Source organism: Streptomyces sp. NPDC030245, assembly GCF_055572995.1.
Genome location: NZ_JBVICF010000011.1, coordinates 117,712 through 133,356 on the forward strand (window position 1 = coordinate 117,712; position 15,645 = coordinate 133,356).

Genomic DNA, 15,645 nt, shown 5'->3' on the forward strand with positions numbered 1-15,645 from the left:
TCATGCCCTGGAGGGCCCATGTCACATGATCCGCTCCCGAGTGATCTCGGGCAGACGGCCTACGCCGCGTACGGCACGGCCACTGGCGGGCTCACTCACGATGGCCGCACGATGCCGCCGTGGGAGGAGCTCGGCGAGGACATTCAGGCGGCCTGGACGGTCACGGCCAGCACGCTCTACCAGGCCGGACTCGAAGCGGGCGGTGGCCGCTGATGGCCGCGCCGCTGTCCGCCGCGAAGGCGCTGACCGCGCTCCGCGCCGAGGGCGTGAAGGTGGTGGAGGTCTCCGGCTGGTCCACCCGCAACCGCAACCACAAGGGCGACTGGGGGCCCGTCCACGGGGTGATGATCCACCACACCGTCAGCAAAGGCTCGGCGGCCACCGTGCAGATCTGCAGGGACGGGCACAGCAGCCTGCCGGGCCCGCTGTGCCACGGCGTCATCACCAAGGACGGCCAGGTCCACCTCGTCGGCTGGGGCCGCGCCAACCACGCGGGCCTTGGCGACGACGACGTCCTCCAGGCCGTCATCGACGAACGCCAGCTGCCCGCCGACAACGAGGCGAACACCGACGGCAACGCCCGCTTCTACGGCTTCGAGTGCGAGAACCTCGGCGACGGCAAAGACCCGTGGCCGGCCGCGCAGGTCGAGGCGATCGTCCGCGCGAGCGCGGCCCTGTGCCGGGCGCACGGCTGGGGCAAGGGCGGCGACACCTCCGTCATCGGCCACAGCGAGTGGCAGCCCGGAAAGATCGACCCGCACGGGCCCGGCGTCTCCATGTCGGACATCCGCAAGCGCGTCGCCGAGCGCCTCAAGCACCCCGCCAGCTGGTCGCCCGGCGGCACGAAGCCGCCTACTCCGAAGCCAACCGTCGAGCAGCGGCTCACCGACATCGAGAAGCGCGTCACCGCGCTGGAAAAGAGGAACTGACCATGGGCACCACAGCTTTCTGGAAGGCCACCGCGGAGCGCGCGGTGCGCACCTTCGCACAGGCCGTCCTCGGCATCGCGGGCGCCGACGGCCTCGGCCTGCTCAACACGAACCTCGCCGACGCGGCCGCCGTGGGCGGCCTGGCCGCGCTCGCCGCCGTCCTGACCGCGATCGTGACGAGCGGCGGCCCCGTGGGCCCCGGCCTCACCGAGACCGTGGTCACACCCGCCACACCGCGGCGCCCGACGAGTATCTGATCGACAGGAGTTGAGCGGTGGCTGACGAGCCGACCCTCGGCGAGGTCGTCCGGCGTTTCGAGGACCGATTCGCCGACGTCCGCGACGACATCCAGCAGCTCGGCCACCGGCTCGACGAGAAAGTCGACCAGCGCATCTACGACCTACGGCACGAGGCCCTGTCCGCGCGCGTGGCCACGCTGGAGACCCTGCGCGAGAAGGAGTCCGAGAAGCTCGTCGCCACCAGAAGGTGGCTGATCGGCGCGGTGGTGGTGCCGCTGGTCGGGATTCTTCTGCCAGTGATCATCCTCCTCACCCGAGGGGCAGGGGCATGACGCGCGGGCAGATCAGGGCCGAGGAGCGCCGTTGGCGCCGCGGTGATGTCCTCGCGGTCTTGGGCGCGATCGTGCTGGGTGTCGCGGTCGCCTGGATCATCCTCACGGTGCAGGCGATGACGGACGACCTACGCACGGCGAACGAGGCGCGCGACCAGCTGGCGCGTCAGGTTGAGCGGATGGGAGGGACGCCCGTCGCCGGGCCGCCCGGTAGCCGCGGTGAGCCGGGCGAGTCCCGGCCCGGCCCCCGCGGCCCGCAGGGTCCGCCCGGCGAGGATGGGGAGCCGGGCCCGGTCGGTGCCTCGGGAAAGCCCGGCGAGGGCGGTAAGACCGGCAAGGATGGTGCGACGGGCGCTGACGGCGCGGGAGGTGAGCGCGGCAGTGACGGCCAGGCGGGCACCCCGGGCGCGGACGGCCCTGCGGGACCACCCGGGCCGCAGGGCGAGCCCGGCCCGGCCGGACCCGAGGGCCCCGCGGGTCCGCCGGGGAAGGACGGCGCCGACGGTCGGGACGGCCAAACGTGCCCGGACGGCTACTCGCTCCAGGCGCCGGCGTCCGATCCGGACGCCCTGATCTGCCGCCGTGACGGGGCACCGCAACCCGACCCAGACGAACCGGACCCCAAGACGGCTGCTCTCGATCCCGCCCGCCGCCAGTACCAATGAGGACCCGCTGATGAAGCCGGCATGCCAAGTTACTGACCGCTGAGGGTTTGCACGCAGTTCTGGCCCCTAAATGTGCCGTAGGGCGGACAGGGGACGGCAGCGGTGGGATTCTGGCAGTGGCCGGTCGCCGCCGCGGACGCGGCGGCGACCGGGGCGCGAGGGGCCCGAGGCTCCCCCTCGAACGGCCCTCGCGCGCGGCGCCCTCCTGGTGGCAGGCCGTGCGAGACCGCGGGAGGTTGTCCCACTGGCCGTCACGTCCGGAGGGCGCGGGCTGGAGCCGTGTTGTCGGCGATGCGGCTCCAGCCGGCCTCAGCAGTCGCTCACCTGGCTCGGGGGCTGGGAGCCTTGGACGAGTGCTCAACTTCGTCTGTTTCGAGCGTAGAAGGTCATTCGTGATGATCGGAAGTGGTTCCGTCACACCGCATGAAGAGCCGCTGCCGGGTGGTTCGGCAGCCGTAGGCCGCGTGGCGGCGGCTCATAAAACTCCCGTTTAGTGCCTTCTGATTCTCTGACAGCAGCCCCTTCCGTCTGCGGGCGGGAGGGGTGCCTCTTCCTGTTGATCCCGAACGTCCCCCTGGTTCGGACTCAGCTTCCTTCTGTGCCGTGGACGAAGGTTTCCGCAACCTGCGCTGGGGATAAGCTGAGGGACCGTGCGAAGGGGGCTCGTCATGACGCCTGGCCGGAAGATCCTCATCGTTGACGATCACGAGGACACGTTGTTCGCACTGGAGAGCGCGCTGGCTCCGCTGGGCTACGACGTGGCGCGAGCGATAGATGGCGAGGACGCCCTCAAGCAGATTCTGCGTGACGACATCGCGGTCATCTTGCTGGATCTGCGCATGCCGGGCGTCAACGGCCTGGACGTCGTCCGGTACGTGCGAGGCCTGGAGCAGACGCAGTTCATCCCCATCGTCCCGGTGACCGGGTATGCCGTGAACCGCGAGGTGTCCGCCGCCGCGTTCTCTCTCGGCGTCGCCGATGTGGTGCTGAAGCCGATCGATCCGTGGTCCCTACGCATCAAGATCCGTTTTCTATACGAGGTTCATGACCGACTGCACCGTCTCCAGCAAGAGAACGAAGCTCTCCGCGCTTCCCATTCCGATCTGTCACAGCCCCGGTTGCACGCACAACCCAGAGCCGTTTCCCGACCGAGCCCGGTAACAGAAAGCTGACGCTGCACCGCCCCCTTCCGCCTTCGGGCGGAAGGGGGCCTTTCGTCATGCCCGGTCAGCCAGCTGTCGCGCCTCCGCGAGCGCGACGTCCCACGGGTACGCCGTCGGCTTCCCAGATCCCGGCGGGTTGGGCGTGAACCCGCCCTCGCCGTACAGGACCGTGATGCCCTGCTCGCGCAGCTCCGTGATGCTGCGATCCAGCTGACGGTGCGCAGCGTAGGCAGCGTTCACGCACGGGACCGTCACGGTGGGGATGCCCTTGCCGATGCCCTCGGCGACGACACCGACCACGAAGGTCGAGGTGAGGCCGAGAGCCCAGGAGTTGAGGCTGTTGAACGTCGCCGGAGCGAAGAGGATCACGTCCGCCTTCGGCCAGACGTCAGGCTCGCCGGGCAGCTTGTACTCGCTGCGCACCGGGTGCCCGGTGAGCGCGGCCAGACCGTCGAGGCTCTCGTCGATCCAGCGGGCCGCGGTCGGGGTCAAGCCGAGGCAGACGTCCCAGCCGTCGGCCTGCGCGGTCTCGATCACCTTTGCCACGTCGAAGATGGGCGGCGCTGCCGAACCGAACAGGTACAGGGTCTGTGAGGTCATGTCCTCATCCCATCCTGCGCGGTCGATCACGTGCAACTGCCCCCGATCCAGGTGGATCGAGGGCAGAAGCCTGACCTGCGCCATCGAGCGCGAGTACCGTTCCAAGTGGTGAGCCAGGAACGGAGTTCCAGTATGCCCAGAGACAACCACCCCGGGAAGCAGATCGCGAAGTACCGGAAGCTGGCCGGGTACACACAACGCGGCTTGGCCACGAAGATCGGGTTCTCTTACAGCTTGCTCCACCAAGTCGAGGGCGGGCACAAGGAAGCGAGTCCCGACTTCACCGCGGCCTGTGCTCGGGAGCTGCACGTCTCCGTCCTCACCCTGAATGGACAGCCGTACATGACCGAGCTTCAGCAGGATCGCCTCGCCGAGCTGATCCGCCCCATCCGCGAATCACTCGACCTGTACGACCTCGGTGCCAATCCCGACGTTGCCACGCGCGAGACCCCCCAGCTGGTGACCGCGGCGGACTCCCTGTGCGAGCTGGTTCGAGCTACTCAACTCAACAAGGCCGCGCAGCAGCTGCCCGGCCTGATCGCTGAGCTGACGACTGCGGCGTACCGTAATCCGTCCAGCGAGCTGTGGGCTGCGCTGGGATCCGCGTACCGGACCGCCCATGACGTCACGGTGAAGCTTGGGTTCTACGACCTGTCCACCATCGCTCTGGACCGCATGGATTGGGCTGCGGAACGCGCCTCTGATCCGGTGCTCGCGGCGGTGCGGCAGTACATGCGGGGGCTCGTCTACCACCGCGAGGGCGAGCACACCATCGGGCTTCGCCTCGTGGACGCTGGCCACCGTCTGCTCAGCGCTACGCAGGAGACGCCGGAAGCGCTGGCGGTCGCCGGGCAACTGCACCTCGGCGCTACCGTCATCGCCGCGCGCGCCCGTGACGAGGCTGCGGTGAATACCCACCTGGGGGAGGCTAAGCAGATCGCCAACCATGCTGGCAGTGTCGAGCACGTCCACTGGTTGTCGTTCGGGTCGACGAACTGGGCCGCGCACGAGCTCTCCGCCTTGACGGAGATGGGGAAGTACGGGAAAGCCGTCGAGAAGGCACGCAAGCTCCGCATGCCTGCCTCGTGGCCGACCTCGCGGCGTGCGCATGTGTTGATCGACCGTGGGCGCTCGGAGATGGAGACGGGTCGCAGCGAGGCAGCGCTCAAGTCCATCGCTAAGGCCCGCAAGCTGGCCCCGCAGCAGACCCGGTACCACCCTGGGGCCCGGGCCACGATCGAAGGCCTCGTGCACCAGCAGCGCCGAACCCCCGACGCTCTGGGGCACCTGTCTGCCTGGCTCGGTCTGTGACAGCTGTCACTGAAGAGTGACAGTTAAGGGCCTTGCACGTCATCACCCTGGTCACAGAGCTGATCGGACGATGACGGCAGGGGTAGACAGTGAGCACCCAACAGACAGATTTTGCGATCGCGGAGTGGCTCGCGCGCTCACAGCGGGCGCCGGAGCAGGCGCGAAGGGAGTGGGCGACGACGGGCGTTGCGTTGTTGCCGCTCGGCAGCCGGTTCGATGCCGTCCGTTTGCCTGAGCACCTCGTGCACGCAGCGGTAGGGACTGTCGAGCCGCAGGGCGTCGCAGCGCGGCTCGCCCGCCTCCTCGGCGGCCCCGTGATCTACGACGGCCGGGCCATGGGCGGCACGTACTACGCCCTCATGCACGTGACACCGCCCACTACCAAGTGGCGGCACCAGGACGCCGCGGTCTGCCTCGGGCCCGGCAGCTTCCTCGGCGTGCCGAAGATTGACCGCACCGAGCCGCCGGGCGCGTACTGGGTGGTACCGCCCCGGGCGGCGCACGATCTGTGCGACCCCGCCACGGTGTCGGCTCTCGTCGTCGCCGGGCAGCGTGCCACCGAAGACGCACCGCTATGAGCGCCACCCAGGCCGCGCCCGGACGACGCGAGCAGGCCCTGCACCAGAGCTACCTCGCGCACCTGGACGAGTGCTCGCCCTGCCAGACAGGGGTCAATTTCTGTGAGGCCGGTGGCCGTATGCGGCGAGCGCTTCAGGCCGCGCGGTCGGCTCTGCGCGGCTCGTCGGAGGAGCCGATCCACTAACCCCCGGCCGTAGCGCTGTCGGAGCGGCTGCGGAGCGGGAAGGGGTGGCCGCCTCATCTGGGAGCTCACCTCGGGGCGGCCGCCCACCCCACACCCCCGCCCCGCCCGGGGCGGGTCATCCATCCACCATCACGGAGGTGCCACATGGGCACGCTCACGAACGGCAGCAAGACTGCTGCCTTCGACAACTCCCGACTGCCAGGGCTCGACTGGCGAAAGGCAGGTCGGACCGACCTCGACCCGATCGTGAAGGACTGCGTGATCCTCGCGGACGCCGGGACCGCCTCCGGGCATCCTCACCCGCGCATCCCGGACGGCACGCGCCTGATCGCGATCAGCGACGACAAGGACCCGGATTCCCCGGTGCTGCTCATGTCCCGGGTCGAGATCAGCAAGTTCTTCGATGGGGTGATCGCGGGTGAGTTCGACGACTTCCGGGCGAGCGAGGAAGAGCTCGAAGCCGCGTCCGCCACAGCCTGACCCAGAGCCCGGAGCGCACGAGGTCGGGCAGGCGCCGCGCGACAACCGCCAGTCGCTGGAGGGCGGTCCGGTGTGCACCACGCACACGGGCCCGCCGGCGCCGACAATCCGAAGCTCGGCAGGCACGCACATCTGCCCCATCTGTACGCCCTTGGGACGGACACCCGAGCAGACGTACGCCATCGTGCGTCGGGAGAACGCGGTCCTGGATAGCCCGTACTGGCGCGAGCGCGGGCCCGCCACGTAACGTCCGTCGGCCCCGTACCCCTGGGCAGGCGGATCTCAGGCCCCGGTCGGGACGGCGCTCTCCGGCCGGGGCCGCCCACCGCTACACGAGCCGCGGAGCGGGGCGATACGGCCTAGGGCAGATCACGCTCAGGCGACCGCCCCCACCACGACATCAGCTGGTAGGTCGACTGCAAGTTGAGCGCCGACCGCAGGAGCGCCAGCTCCTTGCTCACAGCACGCTCGCTCAGTCCGACCTGCGCCCCGACCTGCTGTTGCGGGTACCCAGCGTCCAGCTGGCGGAGGATCTGCCGCTGCCGCTCGTTCGTGATGGCCCCGCTCACTGCCTGAGCAGCCTGCTGCCAGGGCGTCGCGAGGTCCCAGTACCCGCAGAAGACCGTCCTCGACCACGCAACAGCTGACACGTCGAACACGTGCCAGCCCGCATCCGACTCAGAGTCAGGCACGACATGGTTTTCGATAAAGAGGTGTCGCCGATCAACGAGCACCATCCGCGGGGGCAGGTGGCTACCCACCCGCACCTCGCCGCCGCTCTCCAGAATCTCCGCCACGTACTCACGCGTCCCTGGGTGGGTGAGCGCACTGGCGGCGTACAACGACCGCACCTGTACTCCCCGGCTGGACGCTGCCCGGGCCCGCTCCACTCCGAGGCGCTGCACCGAGGGGTCGCGGTCCTCGGGCGGGCCGGGCTGCGACGTGAACAGTTCGGTGTCGGCCTCGCCCAACGCCTGTCCGATGCGGGTGTTCATGAGGCTCTTCGAGGGCAGGAATTCGGATCCTGGCCCCCCGTACATGCGGTTCGGGTCGAAGTGCGTGGCGAGAGTCTCCAGTGCTGGAATCCGCGCCATCCGGTCGATGGCCCGGGACATTACGGCGCGTTCTGCGGCGAGCAAACGCTGTGCGGCTGTGCGTGGATCGAGAGCGATATGCCCGCCGCCCTCGTACGGATTGCGATCGATCAGGCCCAGTGCCGCCAGTCGCGCCAATCTCGTTTCGTCGACTGGTTCTCCTGCCGCGACGGCTCTGTATGCCTCGATGTCGAGGTCAGAGAGCGGAAGCTCTGCCTCTTCTCCTGTACCTCCGCGCGCACCCATCTGCACCCCTCTCTGAAACACCCAGCGCATCTCAGTGCGCCCCCGTTACTCGCATGCGGGAACACGAACGTTCGGGTTTCCGCAGCGTGAACCGCTGGACCTTGCCCTGTGCAAATGCCAGGCTACGTACAGCAACCCAAAAGCGGAAGCATGTTCGATTCGAGGCTTCCTGTGTACGGGAATAGGGGATTCATGATCAAGAAAGCGATACGCGCCGGCGCCGCCGCACTGCTCGTCGCCGCCGCCATTGCGGGCGGCAGCGCCGCGACCGCAGCCCACAACGACCACGGCAGCGGAGCGGCAGTCAGCGCTGCGGGCGATCCCGGCTGGGGGGTCGCGACACAGGGCGGCGAAGAGGCCGCGAAGACGCCCGGGCGCGCGGGCGATCCCGGCTGGGGATGAAGCAGCCCCCAGCCCTCACGGACGCCGCCCGTCTGTCAGCACCCCAGTAGGCAGGCGGGCGGCTTTTTTCCCCGCGTGACGGACGGCAAGGTCCGTGACACGGCCACGGGGTATTCGTTGAGCTGAGCAGTCAGGGGGAGGGATCAATTCCGCCCCCCAGGTGGTAGCACCCGCCCCCTGACGCCAGACCCAGGGAAGCCCCCACCCCTCGTCCCCCATGGGAGAGACATGGGAGACGATCAAGAGCATTACGCTCGACCGGACTCTAGATAGCTCTAATAATCTCTAGTTTCCGGTTCCGCGGGTTTCCTGCTCAGACGCGGCATCCTCACCGGTCAACGCGCTGACCGGCTCTTTCTCCGGTTCCTTGAAGTCGACCTTCCGCATGTGCCGGTTCATCGACTTCATCAGGCCCCAGACGGCCAGGGCCATCACCGCGAAGACGATGAAGCCCAGGACACCCGGAGTCACCTTGTCGTCGTCGACCTCCTTGGCAAGAGGGACGAGATGCGTCATTGCCAGATGTGCGTTCACGCTAGGCATTGTCGCGGATGCCCGCAAAGAGGTCGTCCTCGGGGAGGGAAGTATCGACGAGCGACTTCGCGAGCTCGTACTCCTCCGTGGGCCAGACCTCCTTCTGGATCTCCATCGGCACCCGGAACCACCCGCCGTCGGGGTCGATCTGCGTGGCGTGCGCGATCAGGGCCCTGTCACGGACCTCGAAGTAGTCCGCACACGGAACGTGCGTGGTCAGGGTGCGCTCGACCCGCTCGAACTCGTCCCAGCGCTTGAGCCAGTCCCCGTACGGCGACTCCAGGCCACGGTCGATCATCGCGTGGTGCAGCGCCTCGGTGCGCGGCCGGTTGAAGCCCTGGTTGTAGTAGAGCTTCAGCGGCTGGAAGACCGGGCCGAACTCGCTCTCGGGGTACTTCTCGGCGTCCGCCGCACCGTCGAAGGCCACCATCGTGATCTTGTGGGTCATGATGTGGTCGGGGTGCGGATAGCCGCCGTTCTCGTCGTACGTCGTGATGACCTGCGGACGGAAGGACCGGATCTGGCGCACCAGCTCGCCGGCCGCCTTGTCGACGTCCTCCAGGGCGAAGCACCCCTCGGGCAGCGGCGGCAGCGGGTCGCCCTCGGGCAGGCCGGAGTCGACGAAGCCGAGCCAGTCCTGCTTGACGCCGAGGATCTCGCGGGCCTTGTCCATCTCCTTCCTGCGCACCTCGTGGATGTTCTCCTGGATGTAGGCGTCACCCTGGAGCTTCGGGTTGAGGATGTCGCCGCGCTCCCCGCCCGTGCAGGTCACGACGTGCACGTCCACCCCTTCGGCCACGTACTTGGCCATGGTGGCCGCGCCCTTGCTCGACTCGTCGTCGGGGTGGGCGTGTACGGCCATCAGTCGCAGCTGCTCAGTCAAGACTCGATCCTCAGGTTCTGGGCGCCCTCGGTGATTCGGCGCAACGGGCGGCTTCTATAGTGACGGAACCGGGGGGCGGAAAATTCCGGCATCCACTGTTCCTGGAGGACGATCATGGCGGCGGTGGGCTCGAAGCTCTCCGAGGGCCCTTCCGAGGGCCCCTCCACGGGCGTCCCCGAGGGTCGGTACGGCCGCTCCCGCACGGCCGACGAGGCCGCCGACCGCAAGCTGAGGATCGTCGGCTCGGTGCTCGGCGTGGTCCTGCTCGGTGTCGTCGGCTGGTTCGGCTACGACTACATCAACGGTACGAAGGTCAGCGCCGAGGTCATCAAGTTCGACGTCGTGTCGGACCGGACCGTCAAGGCTCATCTGGAAGTCCGCAAGGACACCGAAGCCCGGGGCTACTGCACCCTGCGCTCGCAGGCGGAGTCCGGCCGCGAGGTGGGCCGCGCGGACTTCCGCTTCGACCAGCGCACGGACCGTATCGACGAGGTCGTCACTCTGCGTACGACGAGCAAGGCGACCAGCGTCGAGCTGCTGGGCTGCCACTCCGACTGACGCCGGGCGACATTCCGGCGTTTACCGCGCTCACCTGCGTTGACGCAAATCTGATGGCTTATGTCCTCCCCGTTGGGCGCCTGAATTGTTAGGCTCGTGGTTTCGCCCACCCGTGAGGGAACATCCTTCTGGGTAGGGCGATGCTTTGTATTCCCAGTACCTACGAGGAGCACCTGTGACCCAGACGAGCGAGAACGTCACCTGGCTGACCCAGGAGGCGTACAACCAGCTCAAGGCCGAGCTGGAGTACCTGTCTGGTCCTGCGCGCACCGAGATCGCGGCCAAGATCGCCGCGGCGCGCGAGGAGGGCGACCTGCGGGAGAACGGCGGGTACCACGCGGCCAAGGAGGAGCAGGGCAAGCAGGAGCTCCGCGTCCGCCAGCTGACCCAGCTCCTGGAGACCGCGCGGGTCGGCGAGGCGCCGGCCGACGACGGGGTCGTGGAGCCCGGCATGGTCGTCACCATCGCCTTCGACGGCGACGAGGACGACACGCTGACCTTCCTGCTCGCCTCCCGTGAGTACGCGAGCGGCGACATCGAGACGTACTCGCCGCAGTCCCCGCTGGGCACCGGTGTGAACGGCAAGAAGATCGGCGAGAACGCGGAGTACGAACTGCCGAACGGCAAGTTCGCCTCCGTGAAGATCCTCGCAGCGAAGCCGTACGCGGCGTAGCGCTCCCTCGGAGCTCCGGTCATCACCGAGCCCCCGGCACCCTGGATGAGGGCGCTGGGGGCTCGGTCATGTGCGGTCAGGCCGTCGCCGAGCGGTACTTGCGGACCGACAGGGTGCGGAAGATCAGGATGATCAGGACCGAGTAGATCACCGAGGCCCAGACCGGGTGCTGCATGGGCCAGGCGTCGGACGGGGAGACCCCGGGGTTGCCGAAGAGCTCGCGACAGGCCTGGACGGTCGCGCTGAAGGGGTTCCAGTCGGCGACGTGCCGCAGCCAGGGCGTCATCTTGCTGGAGTCCACGAACGCGTTCGAGATGAACGTGACCGGGAAGAGCCAGATCAGGCCGCCCGAGGTGGCCGCCTCCGGGGTGCGGACCGAGAGTCCGATGAGCGCGCCGACCCAGGTGAACGCGTACCCGAGGAGGAGCAACAGGCCGAAGGCGCCGAGGGCCTTGCCGATCCCCTCGTGGATGCGCCAGCCCACCAGGACGGCCACGATCGCGAGGACCAGGAGGGTCAGCGCGGTCTGCACGAGGTCGGCGATGGTGCGGCCGGTGAGGACCGCGCCGCGCGCCATGGGCAGCGACCGGAAGCGGTCGATGAGGCCCTTGTGCATGTCGTCGGCGATGCCCGCGCCCGCGCCCGCGGTGGCGAAGGTGACGGTCTGCGCGAAGATGCCCGCCATCAGGAAGTTGCGGTAGTCCGCCGGATCGGTGCTGTTGCCGATCATCATGGAGCCGCCGAACACGTAGCTGAACAGCACCACGAACATGATCGGCTGGATCAGGCCGAAGATGACCATCTCGGGAATCCTGGACATGCGGATCAGATTCCGCTTGGCGACGACCAGGGAGTCCCTGACGGACTGGCCGATGCCGCCGGCGGGCCTGGGGGCCGCCGTGCGCACGGCGTCGCTGACGGTGCTCACTTGCCGGTCTCCTTTCCGTTGCCCTCGTCGGCCAGCTCGGCGACGTGCCCGGTGAGGGAGATGAAGACGTCGTCGAGGGTCGGGCGGCGCAGGCCGATGTCGTCGATCTCGATGCCGCGGGTGTCCAGCTCGCGGATGACCTCGGCGAGCAGCTTGGCGCCACCGGCGACGGGGACGGTCAGCTTGCGGGTGTGCTCGGCGACGGCGACCTCGCCCTTGCCGAAGCCGCGCAGCACCTCGGAGGCGGTGGGGATGTGCTCGCGGTCGTGCACGACGACCTCGACGCGCTCGCCGCCGGTCTGCGCCTTGAGCTGGTCGGAGGTGCCGCGGGCGATGACGCGGCCGTGGTCGACGACGCAGATGTCGTGCGCGAGGTGGTCGGCCTCTTCGAGGTACTGGGTGGTCAGGAGCAGCGTCGTGCCCCCGGAGACCAGTTCCTGGATGACCTCCCACAACTGCTGGCGGTTGCGCGGGTCCAGGCCGGTGGTCGGCTCGTCCATGAACATGACGGGCGGCGAGACGACGAGCGCGGCGGCGAGGTCGAGGCGGCGGCGCATGCCTCCGGAGTACGTCTTGGAGGGGCGGTCGGCGGCGTCGGCGAGGTTGAACCGGTCGAGCAGTTCGCCCGCCCTGACCTTCGCCTCCTTGGCCTTCATCTGGTAGAGCTGGCCGACCATCTGGAGGTTCTCACGGCCCGTCAGATACTCGTCCACGGCGGCGAACTGGCCGGAGAGGCCGATCGAACGCCGCACCTCATTGGGGTGCTTGAGGACGTCTATGCCCGCGACGACCGCCTTGCCGCTGTCCGGTGTGAGCAGGGTCGTCAGGCAGCGGACCGCCGTGGTCTTGCCCGCGCCGTTCGGCCCCAGGAGGCCGAGCACGGTGCCTTCCGGAACATCCAGATCGACGCCGTCCAGAGCCCGTACGTCGCCGAAGGTCTTCACCAGACCTTCGGCGTAGATGGCGCCTGGCATGTGATTCCCCCTGGTGTGGGTGACTTCCAGTGACTTTCTACGGAAAGCGTAGGTTTGCCGGACTTGGCACGCCCGACGACGAGTGACGCACAGCACACCCTAACGCGATACATCGCGTCGGCTCAGCTTATTTTTGAAAGATGATCCGGAGGCGCGGCTTCAGCCGATGACCGTGTAGCCCGCCCCCCGCAGGGCGGTGCCCACCTCGGTGCAGTGCTCGGGGCCCTTCGTCTCCAGATGGAGCTCCACCTCGGCCTCGGTGATGCCGAGCCGGGGGTCGGTGCGCACATGGCTGATGTCGAGGACGTTGGCGTCCACCTCCGACAGCACCCCGAGGAGCGTGGCGAGCGCGCCGGGGCGGTCCGTCAGCCGCAGCCGCAGCGAGAGGTAGCGGCCCGCCGCCGCCATGCCCTGCCGCAGGATGCGCTGCATCAGGAGCGGGTCCACGTTCCCGCCGGAGAGCAGCGCCACCACCGGACCCTCGAACGCCTTCGGGTCGCTCAGCAGGGCCGCCACCGGGCTCGCACCGGCCGGCTCCACGACCATCTTGGCCCGCTCCAGGCAGAGCAGCAGGGCGCTGGAGAGCTCGTCCTCGGAGACCGTGACGACCTCGTCGACCAACTCCTCGACCAGCTGAAACGGTACGTCGCCGGGGCGGCCGACCTTGATGCCGTCGGCCATCGTCGTGGGGTCGCCGATCGACACCGGGCGCCCCGCGGCCAGCGACGGCGGATAGGCCGCGGCACCCGCCGCCTGCACGCCGACCACCTTCACGTCCGGGCGCAGCGCCTTGACCGCGACCGCGATGCCCGCCGCGAGACCGCCGCCCCCGATGCCCACGACGAGGGTCCGCACCTCCGGGCACTGCTCAAGGACCTCCAGGCCGACCGTGCCCTGTCCCGCGATGATGTCCGGGTGGTCGAAGGGGTGGATGAAGACGGCGCCCGTCTCGTGGGCGTACTCCTGCGCGGCGGCCAGCGTCTCGTCGACCACCTGGCCGTGCAGCCGCACCTCCGCGCCGTACTCCCGCGTCGCAGCGACCTTGGGCAGCGGCGCACCGGCCGGCATGAAGACCGTGGAGCGCACGCCGAGGAGCGAGGAGGCCAGCGCCACGCCCTGCGCGTGGTTGCCCGCGCTGGCGGCGACGACACCGGCGGCGCGCTCCTCGGGGAGCAGGCCCGCGATCCGCACGTACGCGCCGCGCAGCTTGAAGGAACCGGTCCGCTGGAGGTTCTCGCACTTGAGGTGCACCGGCGCCCCGACCAGCTGCGACAGGTGTCTGCTGCCCTCCAGCGCCGTCATCCGGGCCACTCCGGAGAGCATCTTCTGCGCGCCGCGCACGTCGTCGAGGGTGACCGTCGGCAGGGAGTGGCGCGTGCGGTAGTTCATGACGGCAAGTCTTGCAGCCGGCGCCCGGGTCCTCCTGCGGCGACCAAGGGACGAGACCGTTCTGAGCGTGGGTTTGCGCAGCGCAGGTACGGTACGCGCCGCGGCCGCGTACCCTGTCCCCCAACCCACTGCCCTCGCATGAAGTGAGCCCCCGGCCATGCCCACAACTCCGGACATGACGACCGCCAGCGACCCCGCCCTCCTGGACAGCCTCCAGCACCAGGTGGCGGTCTTCGCCCGCCGTGCGGAGCAGACGCGCCTCGGCGGCGTAGGACAGGTCCGCAACTCCATGGACCGTGCCGCGTACCTGCTGCTCAACCGCCTCGACAAAGAAGGCCCCATGGGCGTCAAGGCGCTCGCGGCGAGCATGGGCATCGACTCGTCGACCGTCACCCGGCAGGTCGCCCCGCTGGTCGACACCGGGCTCGTCAAGCGCACCTCGCACCCCGAGGACGGCCGCGCCGTGGTGCTCCAGCTCTCCCCGCGCGGCCAGGCCAGGCTCGACGAGGTGCGCTCCTCGCGGCGCGAGCTGATGGCCGAGCTGACGCAGGACTGGGAGCCGGAGGAGCGCGAAAGCTTCTGCGCGCTCCTCACACGCTTCAATTCCGCCCTCTCGGCACGGCAGACGTCACAGCCGGCTCCCGGAGGGGAAGTTCCGGCCACTCCGGAGTCTTGACCCCGGACCCGCGTCAGGTCTCATATGAGACCGGAGGCCCCGTGCTCGTGGCCTCCGGCCGGGAGGCGCGGTGCGAGAGCGGCAGGCGTTGCGGAACGCCCGCCGTGCCCGGGAGTTCGAGGCGTTCGTCGCGGGCGCGGCAGGGCGGCTCCTGCATGCCGCGACGCTCCTCACCGCCGAGCTCCCCGACGCCAACCCACGCGCGCGTGCGCTGCTGACCGCCGCCCTCGCGCACACGTACGCGTCATGGGACCGGCTGCGCGGCGAGGATCCGTACGACCGCACCCGTCAGCAGGTCGCCCTCCGCTTCGCCCGCGCCGCCTGGCGGCGCCACCGCGGCCACGGCGGGGTGCTGGCCCGGCTCAGCCCCCAGGAGCGGCTGATTCTCGTCCTGCGGATGTACGAGGGAGTCGCCGAGGAACAGACGGCGGCGCTCCTCGGCCTGCCCGCCGACCGGGTCGCGTCGATCTGCGCCCGCGCGATGGCGACGCTCCTGCACCCGCCGCGCGGCCCCGCGCCGGCCGGGGCGCCGGTCGGGGCGGTGCCCTCATGAGTCAGTACGAGCGCAAGGAGCAGGCGGTCCGGCGCCTCCTGGAGGGCACGGCGCCCGCCGTGCCGCCCGAGCTCCACGACGACGCGGTACGGCGGGGCGGCCGGGCCCTGCGGCGGCGCAGGGCGGCACGGCGGCTGCTGTGGACCCTGCTGTTGGCCGCTGCGGTGGCGTTCGTCGTGTGGGCGTCGCTGGCCCGGCCGTGGGTGGAGCCGCCGTCGGACACGACTCCACCCCTGACGCGCTGGGGATGATC

General features: G+C 69.4%; 22 protein-coding genes and 1 pseudogene. 16 read left to right on the forward strand and 7 right to left on the reverse strand.

Annotation, left to right across the window (positions count from 1 at the left end; genetic code table 11):
• Positions 1-18 precede the first annotated feature (18 nt).
• The 6 genes and pseudogenes from ACZ4Z4_RS27835 (at position 19) to ACZ4Z4_RS27860 (ending at position 3,337) form a co-directional block, all read left to right on the forward strand.
• Positions 19-213 (forward strand): hypothetical protein, encoded by a 195-nt coding sequence (locus ACZ4Z4_RS27835; RefSeq protein WP_468332968.1) that lies wholly within the window; start codon positions 19-21, stop codon positions 211-213.
• Positions 213-875 (forward strand): annotated as a pseudogene (locus ACZ4Z4_RS27840) (N-acetylmuramoyl-L-alanine amidase); the annotation flags it as partial. The gene ACZ4Z4_RS27835 and the pseudogene ACZ4Z4_RS27840, both read left to right, overlap by 1 nt.
• Before the next feature lie 56 nt (positions 876-931).
• A complete protein-coding gene (locus tag ACZ4Z4_RS27845; protein ID WP_468332971.1) occupies positions 932-1,186 on the forward strand; it encodes a holin in 255 nt (84 codons plus the stop codon).
• Between the two features lie 17 nt (positions 1,187-1,203).
• Positions 1,204-1,500: a hypothetical protein gene (locus ACZ4Z4_RS27850; protein ID WP_468332974.1), complete on the forward strand. Its 297-nt coding sequence runs from the start codon at positions 1,204-1,206 to the stop codon at positions 1,498-1,500.
• Positions 1,497-2,165: a collagen-like protein gene (locus tag ACZ4Z4_RS27855; protein ID WP_468332977.1), complete on the forward strand. Its 669-nt coding sequence runs from the start codon at positions 1,497-1,499 to the stop codon at positions 2,163-2,165. The genes ACZ4Z4_RS27850 and ACZ4Z4_RS27855 overlap by 4 nt, the downstream gene beginning before the upstream one ends.
• Before the next feature lie 668 nt (positions 2,166-2,833).
• A complete protein-coding gene (locus ACZ4Z4_RS27860) occupies positions 2,834-3,337 on the forward strand; it encodes a response regulator (protein ID WP_468332980.1) in 504 nt (167 codons plus the stop codon).
• A gap of 45 nt (positions 3,338-3,382) precedes the next feature.
• Here the strand turns inward: ACZ4Z4_RS27860 and ACZ4Z4_RS27865 are convergent, their stop codons facing one another.
• Positions 3,383-3,928: a flavoprotein gene (locus ACZ4Z4_RS27865; RefSeq protein ID WP_468332983.1), complete on the reverse strand. Its 546-nt coding sequence runs from the start codon at positions 3,926-3,928 to the stop codon at positions 3,383-3,385.
• A gap of 132 nt (positions 3,929-4,060) precedes the next feature.
• Between ACZ4Z4_RS27865 and ACZ4Z4_RS27870 the strand changes: the two genes are divergently transcribed.
• From ACZ4Z4_RS27870 to ACZ4Z4_RS27885, 4 genes are all read left to right on the forward strand, one after another.
• Positions 4,061-5,239, forward strand: a complete 1,179-nt coding sequence (locus ACZ4Z4_RS27870) for a helix-turn-helix domain-containing protein (RefSeq protein WP_468332986.1) — start codon at positions 4,061-4,063, stop codon at positions 5,237-5,239.
• Between the two features lie 89 nt (positions 5,240-5,328).
• Positions 5,329-5,817, forward strand: coding sequence for a hypothetical protein (locus ACZ4Z4_RS27875; RefSeq protein WP_468332989.1), 489 nt, complete (start codon positions 5,329-5,331; stop codon positions 5,815-5,817).
• Positions 5,814-6,002 (forward strand): hypothetical protein, encoded by a 189-nt coding sequence (locus ACZ4Z4_RS27880; protein WP_468332992.1) that lies wholly within the window; start codon positions 5,814-5,816, stop codon positions 6,000-6,002. The genes ACZ4Z4_RS27875 and ACZ4Z4_RS27880 overlap by 4 nt, the downstream gene beginning before the upstream one ends.
• Positions 6,003-6,146: 144 nt before the next feature.
• Positions 6,147-6,482 (forward strand): DUF397 domain-containing protein, encoded by a 336-nt coding sequence (locus ACZ4Z4_RS27885; RefSeq protein ID WP_468332995.1) that lies wholly within the window; start codon positions 6,147-6,149, stop codon positions 6,480-6,482.
• A 359-nt stretch (positions 6,483-6,841) separates the two neighbouring features.
• Here ACZ4Z4_RS27885 and ACZ4Z4_RS27890 read toward each other — a convergent pair whose 3' ends face one another.
• Positions 6,842-7,822: a hypothetical protein gene (locus ACZ4Z4_RS27890; protein ID WP_468332998.1), complete on the reverse strand. Its 981-nt coding sequence runs from the start codon at positions 7,820-7,822 to the stop codon at positions 6,842-6,844.
• A gap of 192 nt (positions 7,823-8,014) precedes the next feature.
• Here ACZ4Z4_RS27890 and ACZ4Z4_RS27895 point away from each other — a divergent pair, with 192 nt between their 5' ends.
• Positions 8,015-8,224 carry a hypothetical protein gene (locus ACZ4Z4_RS27895; protein ID WP_468333001.1) on the forward strand — a complete coding sequence of 70 codons (210 nt, stop codon included), beginning with the start codon at positions 8,015-8,017 and terminating at the stop codon, positions 8,222-8,224.
• Between the two features lie 285 nt (positions 8,225-8,509).
• Here the strand turns inward: ACZ4Z4_RS27895 and ACZ4Z4_RS27900 are convergent, their stop codons facing one another.
• Positions 8,510-8,740, reverse strand: coding sequence for a hypothetical protein (locus tag ACZ4Z4_RS27900; RefSeq protein WP_468333480.1), 231 nt, complete (start codon positions 8,738-8,740; stop codon positions 8,510-8,512).
• Positions 8,741-8,759: 19 nt separating this feature from the next.
• Positions 8,760-9,641, reverse strand: a complete 882-nt coding sequence (gene mca, locus ACZ4Z4_RS27905; protein ID WP_468333004.1) for a mycothiol conjugate amidase Mca — start codon at positions 9,639-9,641, stop codon at positions 8,760-8,762.
• A gap of 114 nt (positions 9,642-9,755) precedes the next feature.
• Here mca and ACZ4Z4_RS27910 point away from each other — a divergent pair, with 114 nt between their 5' ends.
• Both ACZ4Z4_RS27910 and greA read left to right on the forward strand, forming a co-directional pair.
• Positions 9,756-10,199, forward strand: a complete 444-nt coding sequence (locus ACZ4Z4_RS27910; RefSeq protein ID WP_468333007.1) for a DUF4307 domain-containing protein — start codon at positions 9,756-9,758, stop codon at positions 10,197-10,199.
• A gap of 175 nt (positions 10,200-10,374) precedes the next feature.
• Positions 10,375-10,872, forward strand: a complete 498-nt coding sequence (greA, locus tag ACZ4Z4_RS27915; protein ID WP_468333010.1) for a transcription elongation factor GreA — start codon at positions 10,375-10,377, stop codon at positions 10,870-10,872.
• A gap of 76 nt (positions 10,873-10,948) precedes the next feature.
• Here the strand turns inward: greA and ACZ4Z4_RS27920 are convergent, their stop codons facing one another.
• From ACZ4Z4_RS27920 to ilvA, 3 genes are all read right to left on the reverse strand, one after another.
• On the reverse strand, positions 10,949-11,800 hold the full coding sequence (locus tag ACZ4Z4_RS27920) for an ABC transporter permease (RefSeq protein WP_468333013.1): 852 nt from the start codon (positions 11,798-11,800) through the stop codon (positions 10,949-10,951).
• Positions 11,797-12,774 (reverse strand): ATP-binding cassette domain-containing protein, encoded by a 978-nt coding sequence (locus ACZ4Z4_RS27925; protein ID WP_468333016.1) that lies wholly within the window; start codon positions 12,772-12,774, stop codon positions 11,797-11,799. The genes ACZ4Z4_RS27920 and ACZ4Z4_RS27925 overlap by 4 nt, the downstream gene beginning before the upstream one ends.
• 159 nt (positions 12,775-12,933) lie before the next feature.
• Positions 12,934-14,163 (reverse strand): threonine ammonia-lyase, encoded by a 1,230-nt coding sequence (gene ilvA, locus ACZ4Z4_RS27930; RefSeq protein WP_468333019.1) that lies wholly within the window; start codon positions 14,161-14,163, stop codon positions 12,934-12,936.
• A gap of 157 nt (positions 14,164-14,320) precedes the next feature.
• On the opposite strand from ilvA, the gene ACZ4Z4_RS27935 reads away from it, so the two are divergent.
• The 3 genes from ACZ4Z4_RS27935 (at position 14,321) to ACZ4Z4_RS27945 (ending at position 15,643) form a co-directional block, all read left to right on the forward strand.
• Complete coding sequence (locus ACZ4Z4_RS27935) at positions 14,321-14,839, forward strand: MarR family winged helix-turn-helix transcriptional regulator (RefSeq protein WP_468333021.1); 519 nt, start codon at positions 14,321-14,323, stop codon at positions 14,837-14,839.
• Between the two features lie 70 nt (positions 14,840-14,909).
• The gene (locus ACZ4Z4_RS27940) at positions 14,910-15,392 is read left to right on the forward strand and encodes a sigma factor-like helix-turn-helix DNA-binding protein (protein ID WP_468333024.1); all 483 of its coding nucleotides are present in this window, start codon (positions 14,910-14,912) and stop codon (positions 15,390-15,392) included.
• A complete protein-coding gene (locus ACZ4Z4_RS27945; protein ID WP_468333027.1) occupies positions 15,389-15,643 on the forward strand; it encodes a hypothetical protein in 255 nt (84 codons plus the stop codon). Before ACZ4Z4_RS27940 ends, ACZ4Z4_RS27945 begins: the two co-directional genes overlap by 4 nt.
• Positions 15,644-15,645: the final 2 nt, after the last annotated feature.